This window comes from Nocardiopsis sp. SBT366 (genome assembly GCF_001083815.1).
Classification (GTDB): domain Bacteria; phylum Actinomycetota; class Actinomycetes; order Streptosporangiales; family Streptosporangiaceae; genus Nocardiopsis; species Nocardiopsis prasina.
In genome coordinates this window covers 1-15,135 of record NZ_LAVM01000112.1, presented here as the reverse complement: position 1 = coordinate 15,135, position 15,135 = coordinate 1, and the positions used below count along the sequence as shown (strand labels likewise).

The window sequence follows — 15,135 nt, the reverse complement described above, 5'->3', positions numbered from 1 at the left end:
CCCCCGGGGAAGCCGACACGAGCGGCCGGAACGCGCCCGCCCCCGGTCGCCGCCGCAGGGCCGAACCGCCCGCGGACGAGACACCGTGGAACGGCGAACCGCAGGCCGCCGGTCCCCGGCGTTTCGGTGCCGCCGACGCCCTGCGCGGTGGCCGTGCCGCACGCGGCGGGCAGACACCCGAGCACCCCGAGCAGGGTTCCCCCTCGGACACCGGAAGCCACCAGCGACCCAGCGCCGACGCGACCCAGGACGCACTGGCGGCCCTGGCCAACCTGGGTGGCGCCCAGAACCCCTCACGCGGGACCGGCGCCCCCCAACCGCCCGCGGACCCCCCGGCCCAGGAGCAGCCTCCACGCAGGGCCCGGCGCGCACGCGCCGAGGAGCCCGCGGAGCCGCGTTCCGCCTTCTGGGGCGACGACGCCGACGAACCCGCCCCCGCCTTCCACACGGACCCCCCGGAGGAGGAACCCCAGGGCCGGAGGAGCCGCCGCAAGCGCGCCCAGGAGGCGCAGCCCGAGCCCGTGCGCGACACGGGGGCCTTCCGCGCGCTGGAGCCGGAGGACGGGGAACCCGCGGGCCGTCGCGGTCGTCGCCGCGCCCGCCGTGGAGTGGAGGAGGAGCCCGAGGACACCGGGGCCCTCCGAGCACACGAGCCCGAGTTCGACCAGGAACCCGACCCGGAGCCCGAGGAGCCGACCGGTCGTCGCGGTCGTCGCCGCGCCCGTCGTGCGGCGGAGGAGGAGCCTGAGGACACCGGGGCCTTCGCCGCCGCGCCGGTCACCGACACCGGTGCCTTCGCGGAGCTGTCCAACCTGGACGAGGACGAGCAGCACCTCACGGACACCGGTTCCTTCCTCGCTCAGGAACCGGAGGACGAGGAGCCCAAGGGGCGTCGCGGCCGTCGTCGCGCCAAGCGGGGGCGCCGGGCCGAACCCGAGCCCGAGCCCGAGGTCGATGAGGAGCCCGAGGAGGACCTCTACGAAGAGGACAGCCTTGAGGACATCGCCGCCTCCTACGGCGACAGCCGCGCCAACCGCAAGCGCGCCAAGCGAGCCAAGGCCGCGCAGGCCGCCCGGCTCAACAAAGGCAAGCCCAGGAAGCGCAGGAAGAGCAAGGGCCTGACGGTCCTGCTCGTCCTGGTCCTGCTGCTCGTGGTCGCGGGTGGCGGTTACGGGGTGGCTCGTGCCTACGTGTTCCCGCCCGACTTCTCCGGTGAGGGTGAGGGCGAGGTCGTCTTCGCCATCGAGGAGGGGCAGAGCGGTACCGCTGTCGCCCAGAGCCTGGTGGACCAGGGCGTGGTCGCGAGTGTGCGGTCCTTCACCAACGCGCTCAGCTCCAGCGAGGGCGACGGACTGGTTCCGGGCACCTACTCCCTGGCCGAGGGCATGAGCGGCGAGAGCGCGGTGGCGGCCCTGCTCGACCCGGAGAACCGTCTCGGCGGGCGGGTCACCATCCGCGAGGGGCTCCGCTCCGACCAGGTGCTCCAGCTCCTGTCCGAGAACACGGGGCTGAGCCTGGAGGAGCTCGAGGAAGCGTACGAACAGACCGACGAGCTCGGCCTGCCCGACTACGCCTCGGAGGGTCCGGCGGGTTACCTGTTCCCGTCCACGTACCGGTTCGAGCCCGACACCGAGGCCCTCTCCATGCTGCGCACCATGGTCACCCAGTACCGGCAGGTCGCCGAGGAGGTGAACCTGGCGTCCCGCGCCGCGGACCTCGGGTACGACTCCAACGAGATCATGGCCATCGCCTCCATCGTCCAGGCGGAGAGCGGCCGGGCCGAGGACATGCCGAAGATCTCCCGGGTGGTGCACAACCGCCTGGACATCGACATGGCGCTCCAGATGGACAGCACCTGCTTCTACGCCATCGGTGAGTACGGCATCGCGCTGAACAACGAACAGCTGATCCAGTGCCGGGACGACACCAGCGGGTTCGACACCTACTACAGCACCGGGCTGATCCCCGGCCCGTTCGTCGCCCCGGGCCAGGAGGCCATCGAGGCCGCACTGGAACCGGCGGACGGTGAGTGGCTGTACTTCGTGGCCACCGACCCGGAGGCTGGTGTCACCGAGTTCGCCGAGACCCACGCGGAGTTCGAAGTCCTCAAGGAACGTTTCCAGGAGACCTACAACGGTGGAAACGAGGAGTGATGCGCGCCGCTGTCCTGGGCTCGCCGGTGGCCCACTCCCTCTCCCCGGTCCTGCACACGGCCGCCTACACGGCGCTGGGCCTGGGCGACTGGTCCTACGGGCTCTTCGAGTGTGACGAGGAGGGGCTGGCCCCGTTCCTCGCTGACCTGGCCCCGGCGGAGTGGGCCGGACTCTCCCTGACCATGCCGCTCAAGCGACGGGCCATGGACCTGGCGGACGAGGTCTCCGACCTGGCCACGGAGGTCGGCGGCGCCAACACCCTGGTCCGCCGGGGGGCGGGGTGGTCGGCGCTGAACACCGACGTCGAGGGGATCGCCGCCGCCCTGACCGAAGGGGGCGTGAGGGTCCCGGCCAGCACGCTCGTCCTGGGCGCCGGGGCCACCGCGGCCTCGGCCCTGGCGGCACTGCGGGAGCTGGGCACGACCGGACCGGTCACGATCCTGGCCCGTGACACGGCGCGCACAGGCGAGGTCGCGTCGGCGGCCGAGCGCCTCGGCCGCCCCGTCCGGGTGGCGCCGCTGGCGGAGATCGAGCACCACCTGGACGCGGACCTCGTGGTCTCCACCCTGCCCTCGGGGGCGACGGACGTGTACGCCACTCGGATCGGGGCCTCCGGGGCCGACCTGTTCGACGTGATCTACGCCCCATGGCCGACCGCCACCGCCTCGGCGGTGGCGGCCCGTGGCGGGCGCGTTGTCGGCGGGTTCCCGATGCTCCTGCACCAGGCCGTCGCCCAGGTCCGCCTGATGACGGGGATCGAGGACGTCCCGGTGGAGCCCATGAGGGCCGCGGGGGAGGCGGAACTGCTCCGGCGCTCCGCCCGGGTCGCCCACTGACCCCCGGCACGGTGGTCGGGCAGTCGCGGGGTCCTGCTATATTGGGTGTCATCGACTTGGTCCGGTGTGTCTGACACGCCGGAGCCGCAAGCGGAGATGATCCTCCCACCTACCGGGCCGCGCCCGTGTGGGTCCCGGTCAGACGATGGGCACGCCGCCCCGAGTACGTCGGACACCCGTGTACGGGTTCCGTCGTCCTGGTTCGCGGTTCCGTCGTGAACATCCGGTCGGATCGCCCCGCTTGCACACGCTGGCGGGGTTTTTCGTTTTTGGTGAGACCCCAACGCGGGCGGGTGGCCTGAACAAGCACGGGCGACCCGGTCGAACAGGCCGACCACCACGGGGTGGGCGGCCGGTCCCAGGTAATCCGAGAAAGCTAGGGAGGGGTCTCATCAGCACAGAGCCCCGCATCAATGACCGTATCCGGGTGCCCGAGGTCCGACTCGTCGGACCCAACGGTGAGCAGGTCGGAATCGTCTCCGTGCAGGACGCGCTGCGTCTGGCCCAGGAGTCGGACCTCGACCTCGTCGAGGTCGCGCCGACCGCGCGCCCGCCGGTCGCGAAGCTGATGGACTACGGCAAGTTCAAGTACGAGTCCGCGGTCAAGGCCCGTGAGTCGCGCAAGAACCAGTCGAACACGATCATCAAGGAGATCAAGCTCCGCCCGAAGATCGACCCGCACGACTACGAGACCAAGAAGGGTCACGTCGTTCGGTTCCTCAAGAGCGGGGACAAGGTCAAGGTGACGATCATGTTCCGTGGCCGCGAGCAGTCCAGGCCCGAGCTCGGGCGCAGGCTGCTGGCGCGTCTGGCCCAGGACGTCCAGGATCTTGGCACGGTCGAGTCCCAGCCCAAGCAGGACGGCCGCAACATGGTCATGGTGATCGGTCCGCACAAGCGGCGTTCCGAGCACAAGGCCGAGGCCCGCGCCGCAGCGGGGGACAAGACCCGCCGCGACGAGCGCGACCAGGCGTAAGGCGCCAGGGGGAGTCCCCCACCGCCCGGACGCCGTCCAAGGCGACGACCGGGTGGTGGGGTGGGCTGCGCCCGACCAGTCCGTGATGCACCGGTGTGCGACGGGACCCCGCCGTAGTGGCGGAACAATCGCGGTGTCCGCATCCTGTGCGGGTGCCGCGCCGACGGAGTAGGAGACGACGGCGACATGCCGAAGAACAAGTCCCACAGCGGAGCCAAGGACCGTTTCAAGGTCACCGGCTCCGGCAAGATCATGCGCCGCCGTGCCAACAAGAACCACATCCTTGAGCACAAGACCTCCAAGCGCAAGCGGAAGCTGGGCACGGAGGCCGAGCTCGCTCCGGCCGACACCAAGAACATCAAGAAGCTCCTGGGCAAGTAGCACCGGAGCACCCGTCCTCCTTGGCCAGCCCGTGCGCCCGACCCCGTCGGCGCGCTGAGGCGCCAGGAGGACAACCACCTGAAGCGAACGCGGCCGCTGGGTGCGTCCTGGCCGGACCGGTCGGCGCGCCGTGCGCGCCGGAAGAACCAATGAGGGAGTCACTGTGGCACGCGTGAAGCGGGCTCTCAACGCCAAGAAGAAGCGCAAGGTCGTTCTCGACCGGGCCAGTGGTTACCGCGGGCAGCGCTCGCGTCTGTACCGCAAGGCCAAGGAGCAGATGCTCCACTCGATGACCTACTCCTACCGGGACCGCAAGGACCGCAAGGGGCAGTTCCGTCGTCTGTGGATCCAGCGCATCAACGCCGCCTCCCGCGCTCACGGCCTGACCTACAACCGTCTCATCCAGGGTCTGAAGCTGGCCGAGATCGAGGTCGACCGTCGCATGCTGGCCGAGCTGGCCGTCAACGACGAGGCCGCCTTCGCCGTCCTGGTGGAGAAGGCCAAGCAGGCCCTCCCCACCACCGCCGCGGCCTAGCGGGCAGTCGGAAGAACCAGACGGGTAGCGATGGCGAGCCACGAGTTCACGAGTGTCCGGTCACCCAGGATCAAGGGGGTTCGGCGGCTCGCCAAGCGCACCTTCCGTCAGCGTGAGCGGCGCTTCCTCGCGGAGGGGCCGCAGGCCGTACGGGAGGCCCTGGCCGCCGTCAACGGCGGCCACGGGCGGTCCCCCTACAACGGGGCCGCCCATGGCGTCGCCGAGGTCTACGCCACGGCGGAGGCCATGCAGCGCCACATCGACCTGATGGACGCCGCCCACACAGCGGGCGTGCCCACCCACCGGGTCAGTCTCGACGTGATGTCCGAACTGGCGCAGACCATCACCCCGCAGGGGGTCATCGCGGTCTGCGAGTTCGTCGACGTCCCCTTGGAGAGCGTCTCCAACGCGCGGCTCGCCGTCGTCCTCTCCCACGTGCGCGACCCCGGCAACGCCGGTACGGTCCTGCGCACCGCCGACGCGGCCGGAGCCGACGTCGTCATCTTCACCGACGCCTCGGTGGACCCCTACAACGGCAAGTGCGTGCGCGCCTCCGCCGGAAGCCTGTTCCACCTGCCCGTGGTGGTGGGGGTGCCGGTGGCCCAGGCGGTGGACTTCCTGCACGGCGTCGGGGCCAAGGCCTGGGCGGCCGACGGCAGCGGCGACCGCGACCTGCACCAGCTTGCCGACGACGGCGACCTGGACGGCCCGGTCGGCTGGGTCTTCGGCAACGAGGCCTGGGGTCTGCCGGAGGAGATCGTCCAGCTCACGGACGGCGCGGTCAGCGTCCCGATCTACGGCGGGGCCGAGAGCCTGAACCTGGCCACGGCCGCGGCGGTCTGTCTGTACACGACCGCCCGCCAGCAGCGCCGCGCCTGAGCCACCCCAGCAGGTCCGGCAGCACGGCCCCCCGGTCTACGGCGGGGCCGAAAGGCTGGATCCGGTCCCGTTCCTGACGGTCCCCTGGCGAGTTCTCACGCGGCTCCGGGGGCGTCGCCCCCGAACCCGTTCAGCCGACTCTCCGGCGTGGCGGAACCGCGCCCGATCATCACTCCGCGTCACCTTCGGGTGGCTGACCCGGGGTGGAGCGTGGGGCGGTGTACACGCTCGGTAACAGGTCGCCTCAACCATCCGAAATGCACGTGCACGGGGTTCGAGTGTCGATAGGGTCGGGCCAGTACGACGGTGGTTCACGCGCATCCCGCTTGTCCACCCCCGCCCGATCCCTGTCACGGGTGGGACGGTGCGCGTGTCCGCCACGACACGACGGGCTTGACGACAGGGCGTGAGCACACGGAGCCCGAACGCTGCGGCGGGCGTGCCCCGGAGCCGACGTGCGTCCGACCATCTCGGACGGCGGTGACGGAACCGGTGGCCGTCTCCCGGGTTCCGGGTGACTCCGTATCCCGGGTCATCAGGCGTACCAGGTGGGAGTGCAGGGTAGATCTGCGGTGGTGTCCGGGGAGTTCAGCCCACGGGCACGACCGGTCAGCGATCCCGACCCAGGAGTCCTGTGGTCGCGGACCTTCGGAGGGGAGCGGGGAGAGGCGTGGGCAGCGGCCGACACGTGGGCCAACCGGCGGAGGACTCTGACGGTGCGGCGGCGCGACCCTCAAAGGACCCCGTCCCAGGGCAAGGACACACCACCGACGTCCCGGCCGACAGGGAGGGCGTCCAGGGAGCGGACCCCCGTGGCGGGCGTCGCCGCGGTGCCGCGTCCGCTCTGTGGGAGGTCGACACCGCCTCTGCGGCCGACGGTCCGCCCCTGCACGCCGACGACCTGCCCGACGGAGTGGTCGTCGCTGACGCGGGGGGAAGGGTCGTCCTCTTCAACACCCTCGCTGCGCAGCTGACCGGGGTTTCCGCGGCCTCCGCGATCGGCCGGGACTTTCGCGCCGCCCTGCCACTGAAGGGTCTGGACGGTCACAACTGGTGGGAGTCCAGCGACCCCTACGGAGGCGACCGCGAACGCACCCGCCAGCCCGAGCGCGTGCTCTGCCTGCCCGACGAACGCGAGATCCTCGTCTCCGCCCGCTACGTGCGGGCCCGGCCCGGGGGGGACCTCGTGCGCCTGGTCCTCACAGTCAGGGACGCCTCCGCCCGCTCCGAGCGCTCCCGTGCCGACCTCGTCTCCGAGGTCGCGCACGAGCTGCGCTCCCCGCTCACCAGCGTGAAGGGCTTCACCTCCACCCTGCTCAACAAGTGGGAACGGCTCACCGACAAGCAGAAGCTGTTCATGCTGGAGACCGTCAATGCCGACGCCGACCGCGTCACCCGGCTCATCCACGACCTCCTGGACGTCTCCCGCATCGAGTCCGGCCGCCTGGAGGTGCACCGCCAGGTCGTCGACCTGCCCGCGGCCGTGCGCCGTCTGGTCGCCAGCCGTGTCGCCTCCGGCTACGCCGAGGAGCGCTTCCGGGTCGAAGCCCGCGGAGAACTCCCGCAGATGTGGCTGGACTCCGACAAGTTGGAACAGATCCTCTCCAATCTCGTGGAAAACGGGGTGCGGCACGGCGCTGGTACTGTCAGTGTCGTGATCGAGCCGTGTGAAGGAGGAGCAGCGGTGTCGGTGCGCGACGAAGGCCAGGGCATAGCACCCGAGACCGTTCCGCGCGTCTTCCGTCAGTTCTGGCGCGGGAAGCGCCGTGGCGGAACCGGCCTCGGACTGTTCATCGTCAAGGGCCTCGTCGAGGCCCACGGCGGCACGATCACCGTCGGACGCGCCCCCAACGGCGGCGCCGAGTTCCGATTTACCGTGCCCGCCGGGACGCCCGAGTTCGTCTGAGCCCTCAGACCCTTCGGCCCCCCGGTGGGCGCACGTGGCATGTCCCGGACCCCGCGACGGAAACCTTCCCGGGCTGCCCGAAACCGCCTGTGCTTTTCCTGTCGGCTTCGTCCGCCCCCGTGCGGACCGTGACTGCCGCGCCGGTCCCCGCTTTCCGTGGAGGGCCGGTGACGGCGAGGCAACCAACCATGTCTGCACCGAACAATTCCTTCGACCCGGTCGAGGTGACCTCCCTGCACCCCGACGAGGTCGCCCGCATGCGCGAGGAGGCCCTGGCCGCCATCGAGGCCGCCGCCGACCTCGCCGAACTCAAGGAGGTCCGGCTCGCGCACGCCTCCGACCGCTCCCCGCTGGCTCTGGCCAACCGGGAGATCGGCGCCCTGCCCCCGGCCGCCAAGGCCGACGCGGGCAAGCGCGTCGGCGGCGCCCGACGCGACGTCGGGCAGGCCCTCAAGGCCCGCCAGGCGGTGCTGGAGACCGAGCGCGACGAGCGCGTCCTCGTGGAGGAGCGCGTCGACGTCACCCTGCCCTGGGACCGCACGCCCCGCGGGGCCCGCCACCCGCTGACCACCGTCGCCGAGCGCATGACCGACGTCTTCGTCGGCATGGGCTTCGAGGTCGCGGAGGGTCCCGAGGTCGAGGCGGAGTGGTTCAACTTCGACGCCCTCAACTTCCAGCCCGACCACCCGGCCCGCAGCATGCAGGACACCTTCTTCGTCGAGGGTCCCGACGGCGGCGAGTCCGGCCTGGTCATGCGCACCCACACCTCCCCGGTCCAGATCCGCGCGCTGCTCTCGCGCGAGCTGCCCGTGTACGTGGTCGCGCCCGGCAAGACCTTCCGCACCGACGAGCTGGACGCCACGCACAGCCCGGTCTTCCACCAGCTGGAGGGCCTGGTCGTCGACAAGGGGATCACCCTGGCGCACCTGCGCGGCGCCATCGACGCGTTCGTGGAGTCCGTCTTCGGTGAGGGCCTGCGGACCCGCTTCCGCGCGTCCTACTTCCCCTTCACCGAGCCCTCCGCCGAGGTGGACATCGAGTGCTTCGTCTGCCGGGGCGCCTCCGTGGGCGACCCCGACCGGCCCTGCCGAACCTGCTCCAGCGAGGGCTGGATCGAGATCGGCGGCTGCGGCGTGGTCAACCCGCGTGTGCTCACCGCCGCCGGCGTGGACCCCGAGGTCCACAGCGGCTGGGCCTTCGGCCTGGGAATCGAACGGACACTGATGTTCGCGCACGGGGTGCGCGACATGCACGACATGGTCGAGGGCGACATCCGCTTCACCTCGGCCTTCGGGAGTGAGAACTGATGCGCGTCCCCCTGACCTGGCTGCGTGAGTACGTCGAGCTTCCGGCCGACGTCTCCGCCCGTGACCTCGCCTCCCGGCTGACGCTGGCCGGGCTGGAGGTCGAGACCGTCGACGAGCTCGGCTCCGACCTGACCGGCCCCGTCGTCTTCGGACGGGTGTTGGAGATCGAGGAGCTCACCGGCTTCAAGAAGCCCATCCGCTACTGCAGGGTGGACGTCGGCTCGGCCAACGGCACCGGCGAGCCGCAGGAGATCGTCTGCGGCGCCCGCAACTTCGCCGAGGGCGACCTCGTCGTGGTGTCCCTGCCCGGGGCGGAACTGCCCGGCGGCTTCCGGATCGGTGCCCGCAAGACCTACGGGAGGATGTCGGCGGGCATGATCTGCTCGGCCACCGAACTCGGCCTGTGGGAGGACCACGAGGGCATCGTCGTGCTGCCCGAGGGCTTCGCCGAGATCGGCGCCGACGCCATCGCCACCCTCGGCCTGCGCGAGGACGTCCTCGACATCGCCGTCACCCCGGACCGCGGGTACGCGCTGTCCCTGCGCGGCGTGGCGCGTGACGTCGCCGCCCTGTACGGGGTCGCGCTCCACGACCCCGCCGACGTCACCGTCGCCGGGACCACCGGCCCCGGCCACCCGGGTTCGGTCGAGGACCCCGCGCGCTGCGACCGCCTCGTGCTGCGCGGCGCCACCGGCTTCGACCCGCAGGCCCCCACCCCGCTGTGGATGAGGCGCCGACTGCACCAGAGCGGGGTCCGCCCCGTCTCCCTGGCTGTGGACGTCACCAACTACGTGATGCTCGAACTCGGTCAGCCGCTGCACGCCTGGGACCGGGACCGCGTCAACGGCGCGATCCGGGTCCGCCAGGCCGCGGCGGGGGAGAAGCTGGAGACCCTGGACCACGTCCAGCGCTCCCTGGACTCCGACGACATCGTCATCGCCGATGACTCCGGCGCCCAGGCCGTCGCCGGTGTGATGGGCGGGCTCGACACCGAGATCGGCCCGGACTCCACCAGCGTCCTGGTCGAGGCGGCTCACTTCGACGCCATGAGCATCGCGCGCGCCTCCCGGCGGCACCAGCTCTCCTCGGAGGCCTCCCGCCGCTTCGAACGCGGTATCGACGCCGCCGGGCAGCTGGTCGCCGCCACCCGAGCTGTGGAGCTGCTGGCCGAGCTCGGCGGTGCCACGGTCGAGACCGCCTACACGGTGGTCGACGAGAGCACCCCGCGCGAGCCCATCGTCATCCGGGCCTCCCACGCCTCGGGCGTGGCGGGCGTCGACTACCCCGAGGGCACCAGCGAGCGGTGGCTGCGCGCCGTGGGCTGCGCGGTCGAGACGGACGGGGACCTGCTGCGGGTCACCCCGCCCACCTGGCGGCCCGACATCACCGACCCCAACGACCTCGCCGAGGAGATCATCCGCTTCGAGGGGTACGAGAACATCCCCTCGATCCGGCCCAGCGGTTCGGGACGGGGCCTGACCTCCAGCCAGCGCCTGCGCCGGGCGGTCGGCCGGGTTCTGGCCGACACCGGTTTCAACGAGGTGCTCTCGTACCCGTTCACCGCCGAGCGCGACCTCGACGGCCTGCAGCTGGCCGCCGACGACCCGCGCCGTGCGTCACTGCGCCTGGCCAACCCGCTCAACGAGGAGGAGCCGCTGCTGCGGACCACCCTCCTGCCGGGGCTGTTCAAGGCGCTGGCCCGCAACGTGGGCCGGGGCCTCACCGACGTCGCGCTGTTCGAGACGGGTCTGGTGTACCTGCCGGTTCCCGGCGCCACCCGCGCTCCGATCCTGCCGGTGGACCGTGGTCCGAGCGCCGAGGAGCTCGCGCTCGTCGACGCCGCCCTGCCCGAGCAGCCGCGCCGCGTGGGCGTGGTCATCACCGGTGACGCCGAGCGCGCCGGCTGGTGGGGCGAGGGACGCGCGGCCACCTGGGCCGACGCGATCCAGGCCGCCCGCGACGTCGCCCGTGTCGCCGGGGTCGACCTGGAGATCGAGGCCGACGCCCGCGCGCCGTGGCACCCCGGCCGCTGCGCGGCCCTGTACGTGCGGGTCGAGGGCGAACGGGTGCTCGTCGGCCACGCAGGTGAGCTGCACCCGAGGGTCGTCAAGGCGTTCGGGCTGCCGGAGCGCACCGCCGCGGCGGAGATCGACCTCGACGGCGTCGAGCGGGCCCGAACGGACTCGCCCGCGCCGTCGGTGTCGACCTACCCGGTGGCCACCCAGGACGTGGCCCTGGTCGTCGACGCCTCGGTGCCGGTCGGCCGGATCAGCGAGGCTCTGGCAGAGGGGGCCGGCCCGCTGCTGGAGAGCGTGCGGCTGTTCGACGTCTACACCGGCGAGCAGGTCGGGGAGGGCCGCCGGTCCGTGGCCTTCGCGCTGCGTTTCCGGGCCGAGGACCGGACGCTGACGGCCGAGGAGGCGGGGGCCGCGCGTGACGCCGCCGTCGCCCTGGCCACCGAGCGCACCGGCGCGGTCCTGCGCGGCTGATCCCGGCCGGCTCCGGTCCGAAGGGGCACGGGGTCGCGGGAAGGGTGGGGCGGGTACTCCCTGAGGAGGAGGACCCGCCCCACCCTTCTGTGTTACGACAGGGGGAGCGGGGTCCGGACACCGCCGAGAAGGAAGGACCACGTCCGCCACCTGTTGTGAAACGCGTGGCGGCGGCGTTCGGATTTCAAGGAAATTGCAGCCACGTCTTTCCAGCGTAGTAAGGGTTTTAGCGCGAGGCGCCGGGGGTAGCCGGAATGAAGTTTGGGTTTCGGGGCATGAAAGCTCGTTTTGGCTCTTGCTGTGGAGCGGCATGAGAACTTAGCCTGCGAGTACCTGCCACGACCTGGGCGCCCCAGGAAGGGGTCAGATCCGTTTTCCGCTGCGCGTTCTCGCGCATGTCACGGCTCGGAGGTCGCCATATGACCGAAACGGTTGTCTCGTCCGCGCTCGCTCCCAAGGAACACCGGGAGCCCAGCCGCCTCTGGCATACCTTCTGTGATATGAACACCGTGGCCAAGGGCCCGGAGTTCGTCGTGTCCCGCGCCGAGGGCGTTTGGCTCTGGGACCAGTTCGGTGACCGCTACCTGGACGGCACCGCCAGTCTCTGGTACTCCAACGTCGGGCACGGTCGCGCGGAGATCGCGGACGCGGTCCACCGACAGATGAGCACCCTGGACGCCTACACCGTCTACGGGGACTTCGCCAACGTACCCGCGATGGAGCTGAGCGACCGCCTCGCCGCCCACGCCCCGGTCGACGACCCGCGCATCATCCTCACCTGCGGGGGAGGGGAGTCGATCGACACCGCCGCCAAGCTGGCACGGGCCTACTGGGCCACGCAGGGCCAGCCGGAGCGGCAGCACCTGATCAGCCGCACCGGGGGCTACCACGGCCTCAACGGTTTCGGCACGAGCATCATCGGCATGGAGCGTTTCCGTTCCGGCTACGGGAACCTCATTGAGGACACCTCGGTGGTCCCGCACGACTCCGCCGCCGCTCTGGAGGCCGAGATCCTGCGGGTCGGGGCGGACCGGGTGGCCGCCTTCTTCGCGGAGCCGGTGATCGGTGCGGGCGGGGTCTTCCTGCCTCCGGAGAACTACTTCGCCGACGTGGCGCGGATCTGTCGGAAGTACGGTGTCCTCTTCGTCGTGGACAGCGTGATCTGCGGCTTCGCGCGCATGGGGAACTGGTTCGGGATCGAGCGGTTCGGGGTCAGCCCGGACATGATCGTCTTCGCCAAGGGCGTCTCCAGCGGATACCTGCCGCTGGGCGGGGTCGTGGTCAACGGTCGCGTGGCCGATCCCTTCTGGAACGAGGAGGGAAACCCGTTCCTGCACGGAACCACCTACGCCGGGCACCCGTCGGCCTGCGCCGCTGCCATGGCCAACCTGGACATCCTGGAGCGCGAGGACCTGTTCACGGTCTCCCGTGAGGTGGAGACCCACCTGGACTCCGCGCTGCGCGGCCTGGCCGACCACCCGCTGGTGGCCGAGGTCCGTTCCGGGATGGGGGTGATGGGCGCGGTGGAGCTCACCGAGGAGGCCCTCACCGAGCGCGGGATCACCACGGCGGAGGTCTTCGCCGAGGCCCGTATGCGGGGCGTCATCGTCCGGCCGGTCCCGAAGGCCCTGCTGGTCTCGCCGCCCCTGGTCATCACCTGGGAGCAGGTGGAGCACCTGACGTCCACCCTGTCGGCGGCCCTGGACGCGGTCATGGCCCGACACTGACGAGGGGGAGCCCGGTCACTCCGGGCTCCCCGGAAGAAGGACCCACAGCAGGATCCGAGGAACCCACCGGTGCACGGCGCCGGTGGGTTGGTTATTTTCCCAGGAAACCTCTGTCAGGTGCTCGTATCGTGCAGTAATATTTACTGGGAAGATACTTCTTCGGGGGTGCGTGTGGACGAGGCCCCCGGTCACACGACAGGGAGCGGTCCATGACGGCACAGAGCGACGCCACGGAGGAGCGGGACGGTGCGGACACCGTCGAACCGCAGGACTCCGGGGCCAGCGACGACGACCTGATCACGGCCTGGGGGCTGGTGCACGAGGCGATGAACGCGATCCAGCCTCGCCTTCTGCACGGGATCACTCCGGACGGCAAGGACATGGCCGGGCCGTGGTTCGAGGTCCTCATCCGCCTCCAGCGCACCCCGGGGCACCAGCTGCCGATGAGCCGCCTGGCCCGCGAGGTCAGTCTCAGCACGGGTGGCTTCACCAAGCTGGCCGACCGCTTGGAGAAGGAGGGCTACCTGGAACGACACAACTGTGCGAGCGATCGCCGGGTCGTCTACGCCACCCTCACCGAGGAGGGGCTGGAGTTCATCGTCGCCGCACGGGTGAGACACGTCGAACGCCTCAGGGAGCACGTCCTCGCACCGCTCGGTGAGACGGGGGTTCGACAACTCGCCGCCATCGCGCGTACGCTCCGTGACAGTGCCCGCGGCTGACGCGAGCCCGAATGAGGACTCTGCGTAGTCGAATCCCCACTCAGTGGTGTGGCGATCCACGTGAATGTGCAGAAAACATCCCATCCGCGTTCGTTCCCATGTAGGTTGGCCAGAGTTCGGGGGCCCAACGCGGGGTGGGTCGGGAGCACTGAGGTTCCGGGGGGAATGATGAGGCTGTTCACCACTGCTGCCCAGATGAGGCCCATTCCCCGGTCCTCTCGCTTCGCCAACGGCGGTGTCTCCTTCTGGTTCCGGGAGGACGGTCTGCCCGAGCGCAGAGCCCCGCTCCCCGGCGACGCCGACTACGACGTCTGCGTGGTCGGAGCCGGGTACACGGGCCTGTGGGCCGCCTACTACCTCAAGAAGGACCAGCCCGACCTGCGCGTCTGCGTCGTCGAGCGGGAGTTCGCCGGGTTCGGGGCCTCGGGGCGTAACGGAGGGTGGCTGTCCGCCGAGTTCTCCGGCTCCCAGGAAGACTACGCACGGTCACATGGCAAGCCCGCCATGATCGCCCTCCAGCGCGCCCTGATGAACACCGTGGACGAGGTCGTCTCGGTCGCCGAGACCGAGGGGATCGAAGCGGACGTCGTCAAGGGCGGCATGCGCGTGGTCGCCAGCAACCCCGCCCAGCGCGAACGCCTCCAGGCCCACATCGACTACCTCCAGGACTGGGGGTACTGGCCGGACGACATTCACATGGTGGACCTGGACCACGCGCCCCCGATCGCGGTCGAGGGCGCCGTCGCGGCCGCCTACTCACCGCACGCCGCCCGTGTCCAACCGGCCAGACTGGTCACCGGCCTGGCCAGGGTGGTCGAGGCCCTGGGCGTGGAGATCTTCGAGGACACCCCGGTGACGGAGATCCGACCCCGTCAGGGCTCCGAGCGCCCGTCCGTGGTCACCGAGCACGGCACCGTCCGCGCCGACCACGTGCTGCGGGCCACCGAGGGCTTCACCTCCACCCTGCGCGGTCAGCGCCGCCGGTGGCGCCCCATGTACTCCTCGATGATCGTCACCGAGCCGATCCCCGCCGACCTGTGGGAACGCATCGGTTGGCAGGGCCGTGAGCTCCTGCGCGACTCCGCCCACTCCTACGTCTACGCCCAGCGCACCGCCGACGACCGCATCGCCATCGGTGGCCGGGGCGCGCCCCACCGCCTCGGCGCTTCGGAGGACAACGAGGGCGCCACCGCGCCGCAGGCCATCGCTGAGCTCTGGCGCTCG

12 protein-coding genes are annotated in these 15,135 nt (G+C 71.1%); all 12 read left to right on the top strand.

Annotated features, from left to right (window positions below; translation table 11 throughout):
- On the top strand, positions 1-2,153 hold a 2,153-nt coding region (mltG, locus tag ADX84_RS23425), incomplete at its 5' end, for an endolytic transglycosylase MltG (RefSeq protein WP_049579237.1).
- Positions 2,153-2,989 carry a shikimate dehydrogenase gene (locus ADX84_RS23420; RefSeq protein ID WP_049579235.1) on the top strand — a complete coding sequence of 279 codons (837 nt, stop codon included), beginning with the start codon at positions 2,153-2,155 and terminating at the stop codon, positions 2,987-2,989. The genes mltG and ADX84_RS23420, both read left to right, overlap by 1 nt.
- A gap of 298 nt (positions 2,990-3,287) precedes the next feature.
- The gene (gene infC, locus ADX84_RS23415; RefSeq protein ID WP_082206735.1) at positions 3,288-3,965 is read left to right on the top strand and encodes a translation initiation factor IF-3; all 678 of its coding nucleotides are present in this window, start codon (positions 3,288-3,290) and stop codon (positions 3,963-3,965) included.
- 186 nt (positions 3,966-4,151) lie between these two features.
- Complete coding sequence (gene rpmI, locus ADX84_RS23410; RefSeq protein ID WP_017546591.1) at positions 4,152-4,346, top strand: 50S ribosomal protein L35; 195 nt, start codon at positions 4,152-4,154, stop codon at positions 4,344-4,346.
- Positions 4,347-4,509: 163 nt separating this feature from the next.
- Complete coding sequence (gene rplT / locus ADX84_RS23405; RefSeq protein WP_026117095.1) at positions 4,510-4,881, top strand: 50S ribosomal protein L20; 372 nt, start codon at positions 4,510-4,512, stop codon at positions 4,879-4,881.
- 30 nt (positions 4,882-4,911) lie between these two features.
- Complete coding sequence (locus tag ADX84_RS23400; protein WP_049579230.1) at positions 4,912-5,760, top strand: RNA methyltransferase; 849 nt, start codon at positions 4,912-4,914, stop codon at positions 5,758-5,760.
- A 670-nt stretch (positions 5,761-6,430) separates the two neighbouring features.
- Complete coding sequence (locus ADX84_RS23395) at positions 6,431-7,666, top strand: ATP-binding protein (protein WP_049579228.1); 1,236 nt, start codon at positions 6,431-6,433, stop codon at positions 7,664-7,666.
- Between the two features lie 188 nt (positions 7,667-7,854).
- A complete protein-coding gene (gene pheS / locus ADX84_RS23390) occupies positions 7,855-8,973 on the top strand; it encodes a phenylalanine--tRNA ligase subunit alpha (protein WP_049579225.1) in 1,119 nt (372 codons plus the stop codon).
- Entirely contained in the window at positions 8,973-11,462 is a 2,490-nt protein-coding gene (pheT, locus tag ADX84_RS23385; protein ID WP_049579223.1) for a phenylalanine--tRNA ligase subunit beta, read from the top strand. Before pheS ends, pheT begins: the two co-directional genes overlap by 1 nt.
- 500 nt (positions 11,463-11,962) lie before the next feature.
- On the top strand, positions 11,963-13,189 hold the full coding sequence (locus tag ADX84_RS23380) for an aspartate aminotransferase family protein (RefSeq protein WP_049579221.1): 1,227 nt from the start codon (positions 11,963-11,965) through the stop codon (positions 13,187-13,189).
- Positions 13,190-13,398: 209 nt separating this feature from the next.
- Positions 13,399-13,911, top strand: coding sequence for a MarR family transcriptional regulator (locus tag ADX84_RS23375; RefSeq protein ID WP_199776680.1), 513 nt, complete (start codon positions 13,399-13,401; stop codon positions 13,909-13,911).
- A gap of 195 nt (positions 13,912-14,106) precedes the next feature.
- On the top strand, positions 14,107-15,135 hold a 1,029-nt coding region (locus ADX84_RS23370; protein ID WP_234004177.1), incomplete at its 3' end, for an FAD-binding oxidoreductase.

Excerpts from the sequence above, each read along its gene's own strand:
- ADX84_RS23420 (WP_049579235.1), top strand. The coding sequence starts at position 2,153 with ATGCGCGCCGCTGTCCTGGGCTCGCCGGTGGCCCACTCCCTCTCCCCG.
- rpmI (WP_017546591.1), top strand. The coding sequence starts at position 4,152 with ATGCCGAAGAACAAGTCCCACAGCGGAGCCAAGGACCGTTTCAAGGTC.
- ADX84_RS23400 (WP_049579230.1), top strand. The coding sequence starts at position 4,912 with ATGGCGAGCCACGAGTTCACGAGTGTCCGGTCACCCAGGATCAAGGGG.
- pheS (WP_049579225.1), top strand. The coding sequence starts at position 7,855 with ATGTCTGCACCGAACAATTCCTTCGACCCGGTCGAGGTGACCTCCCTG.
- pheT (WP_049579223.1), top strand. The coding sequence starts at position 8,973 with ATGCGCGTCCCCCTGACCTGGCTGCGTGAGTACGTCGAGCTTCCGGCC.
- ADX84_RS23380 (WP_049579221.1), top strand. The coding sequence starts at position 11,963 with ATGAACACCGTGGCCAAGGGCCCGGAGTTCGTCGTGTCCCGCGCCGAG.
- ADX84_RS23375 (WP_199776680.1), top strand. The coding sequence starts at position 13,399 with ATGACGGCACAGAGCGACGCCACGGAGGAGCGGGACGGTGCGGACACC.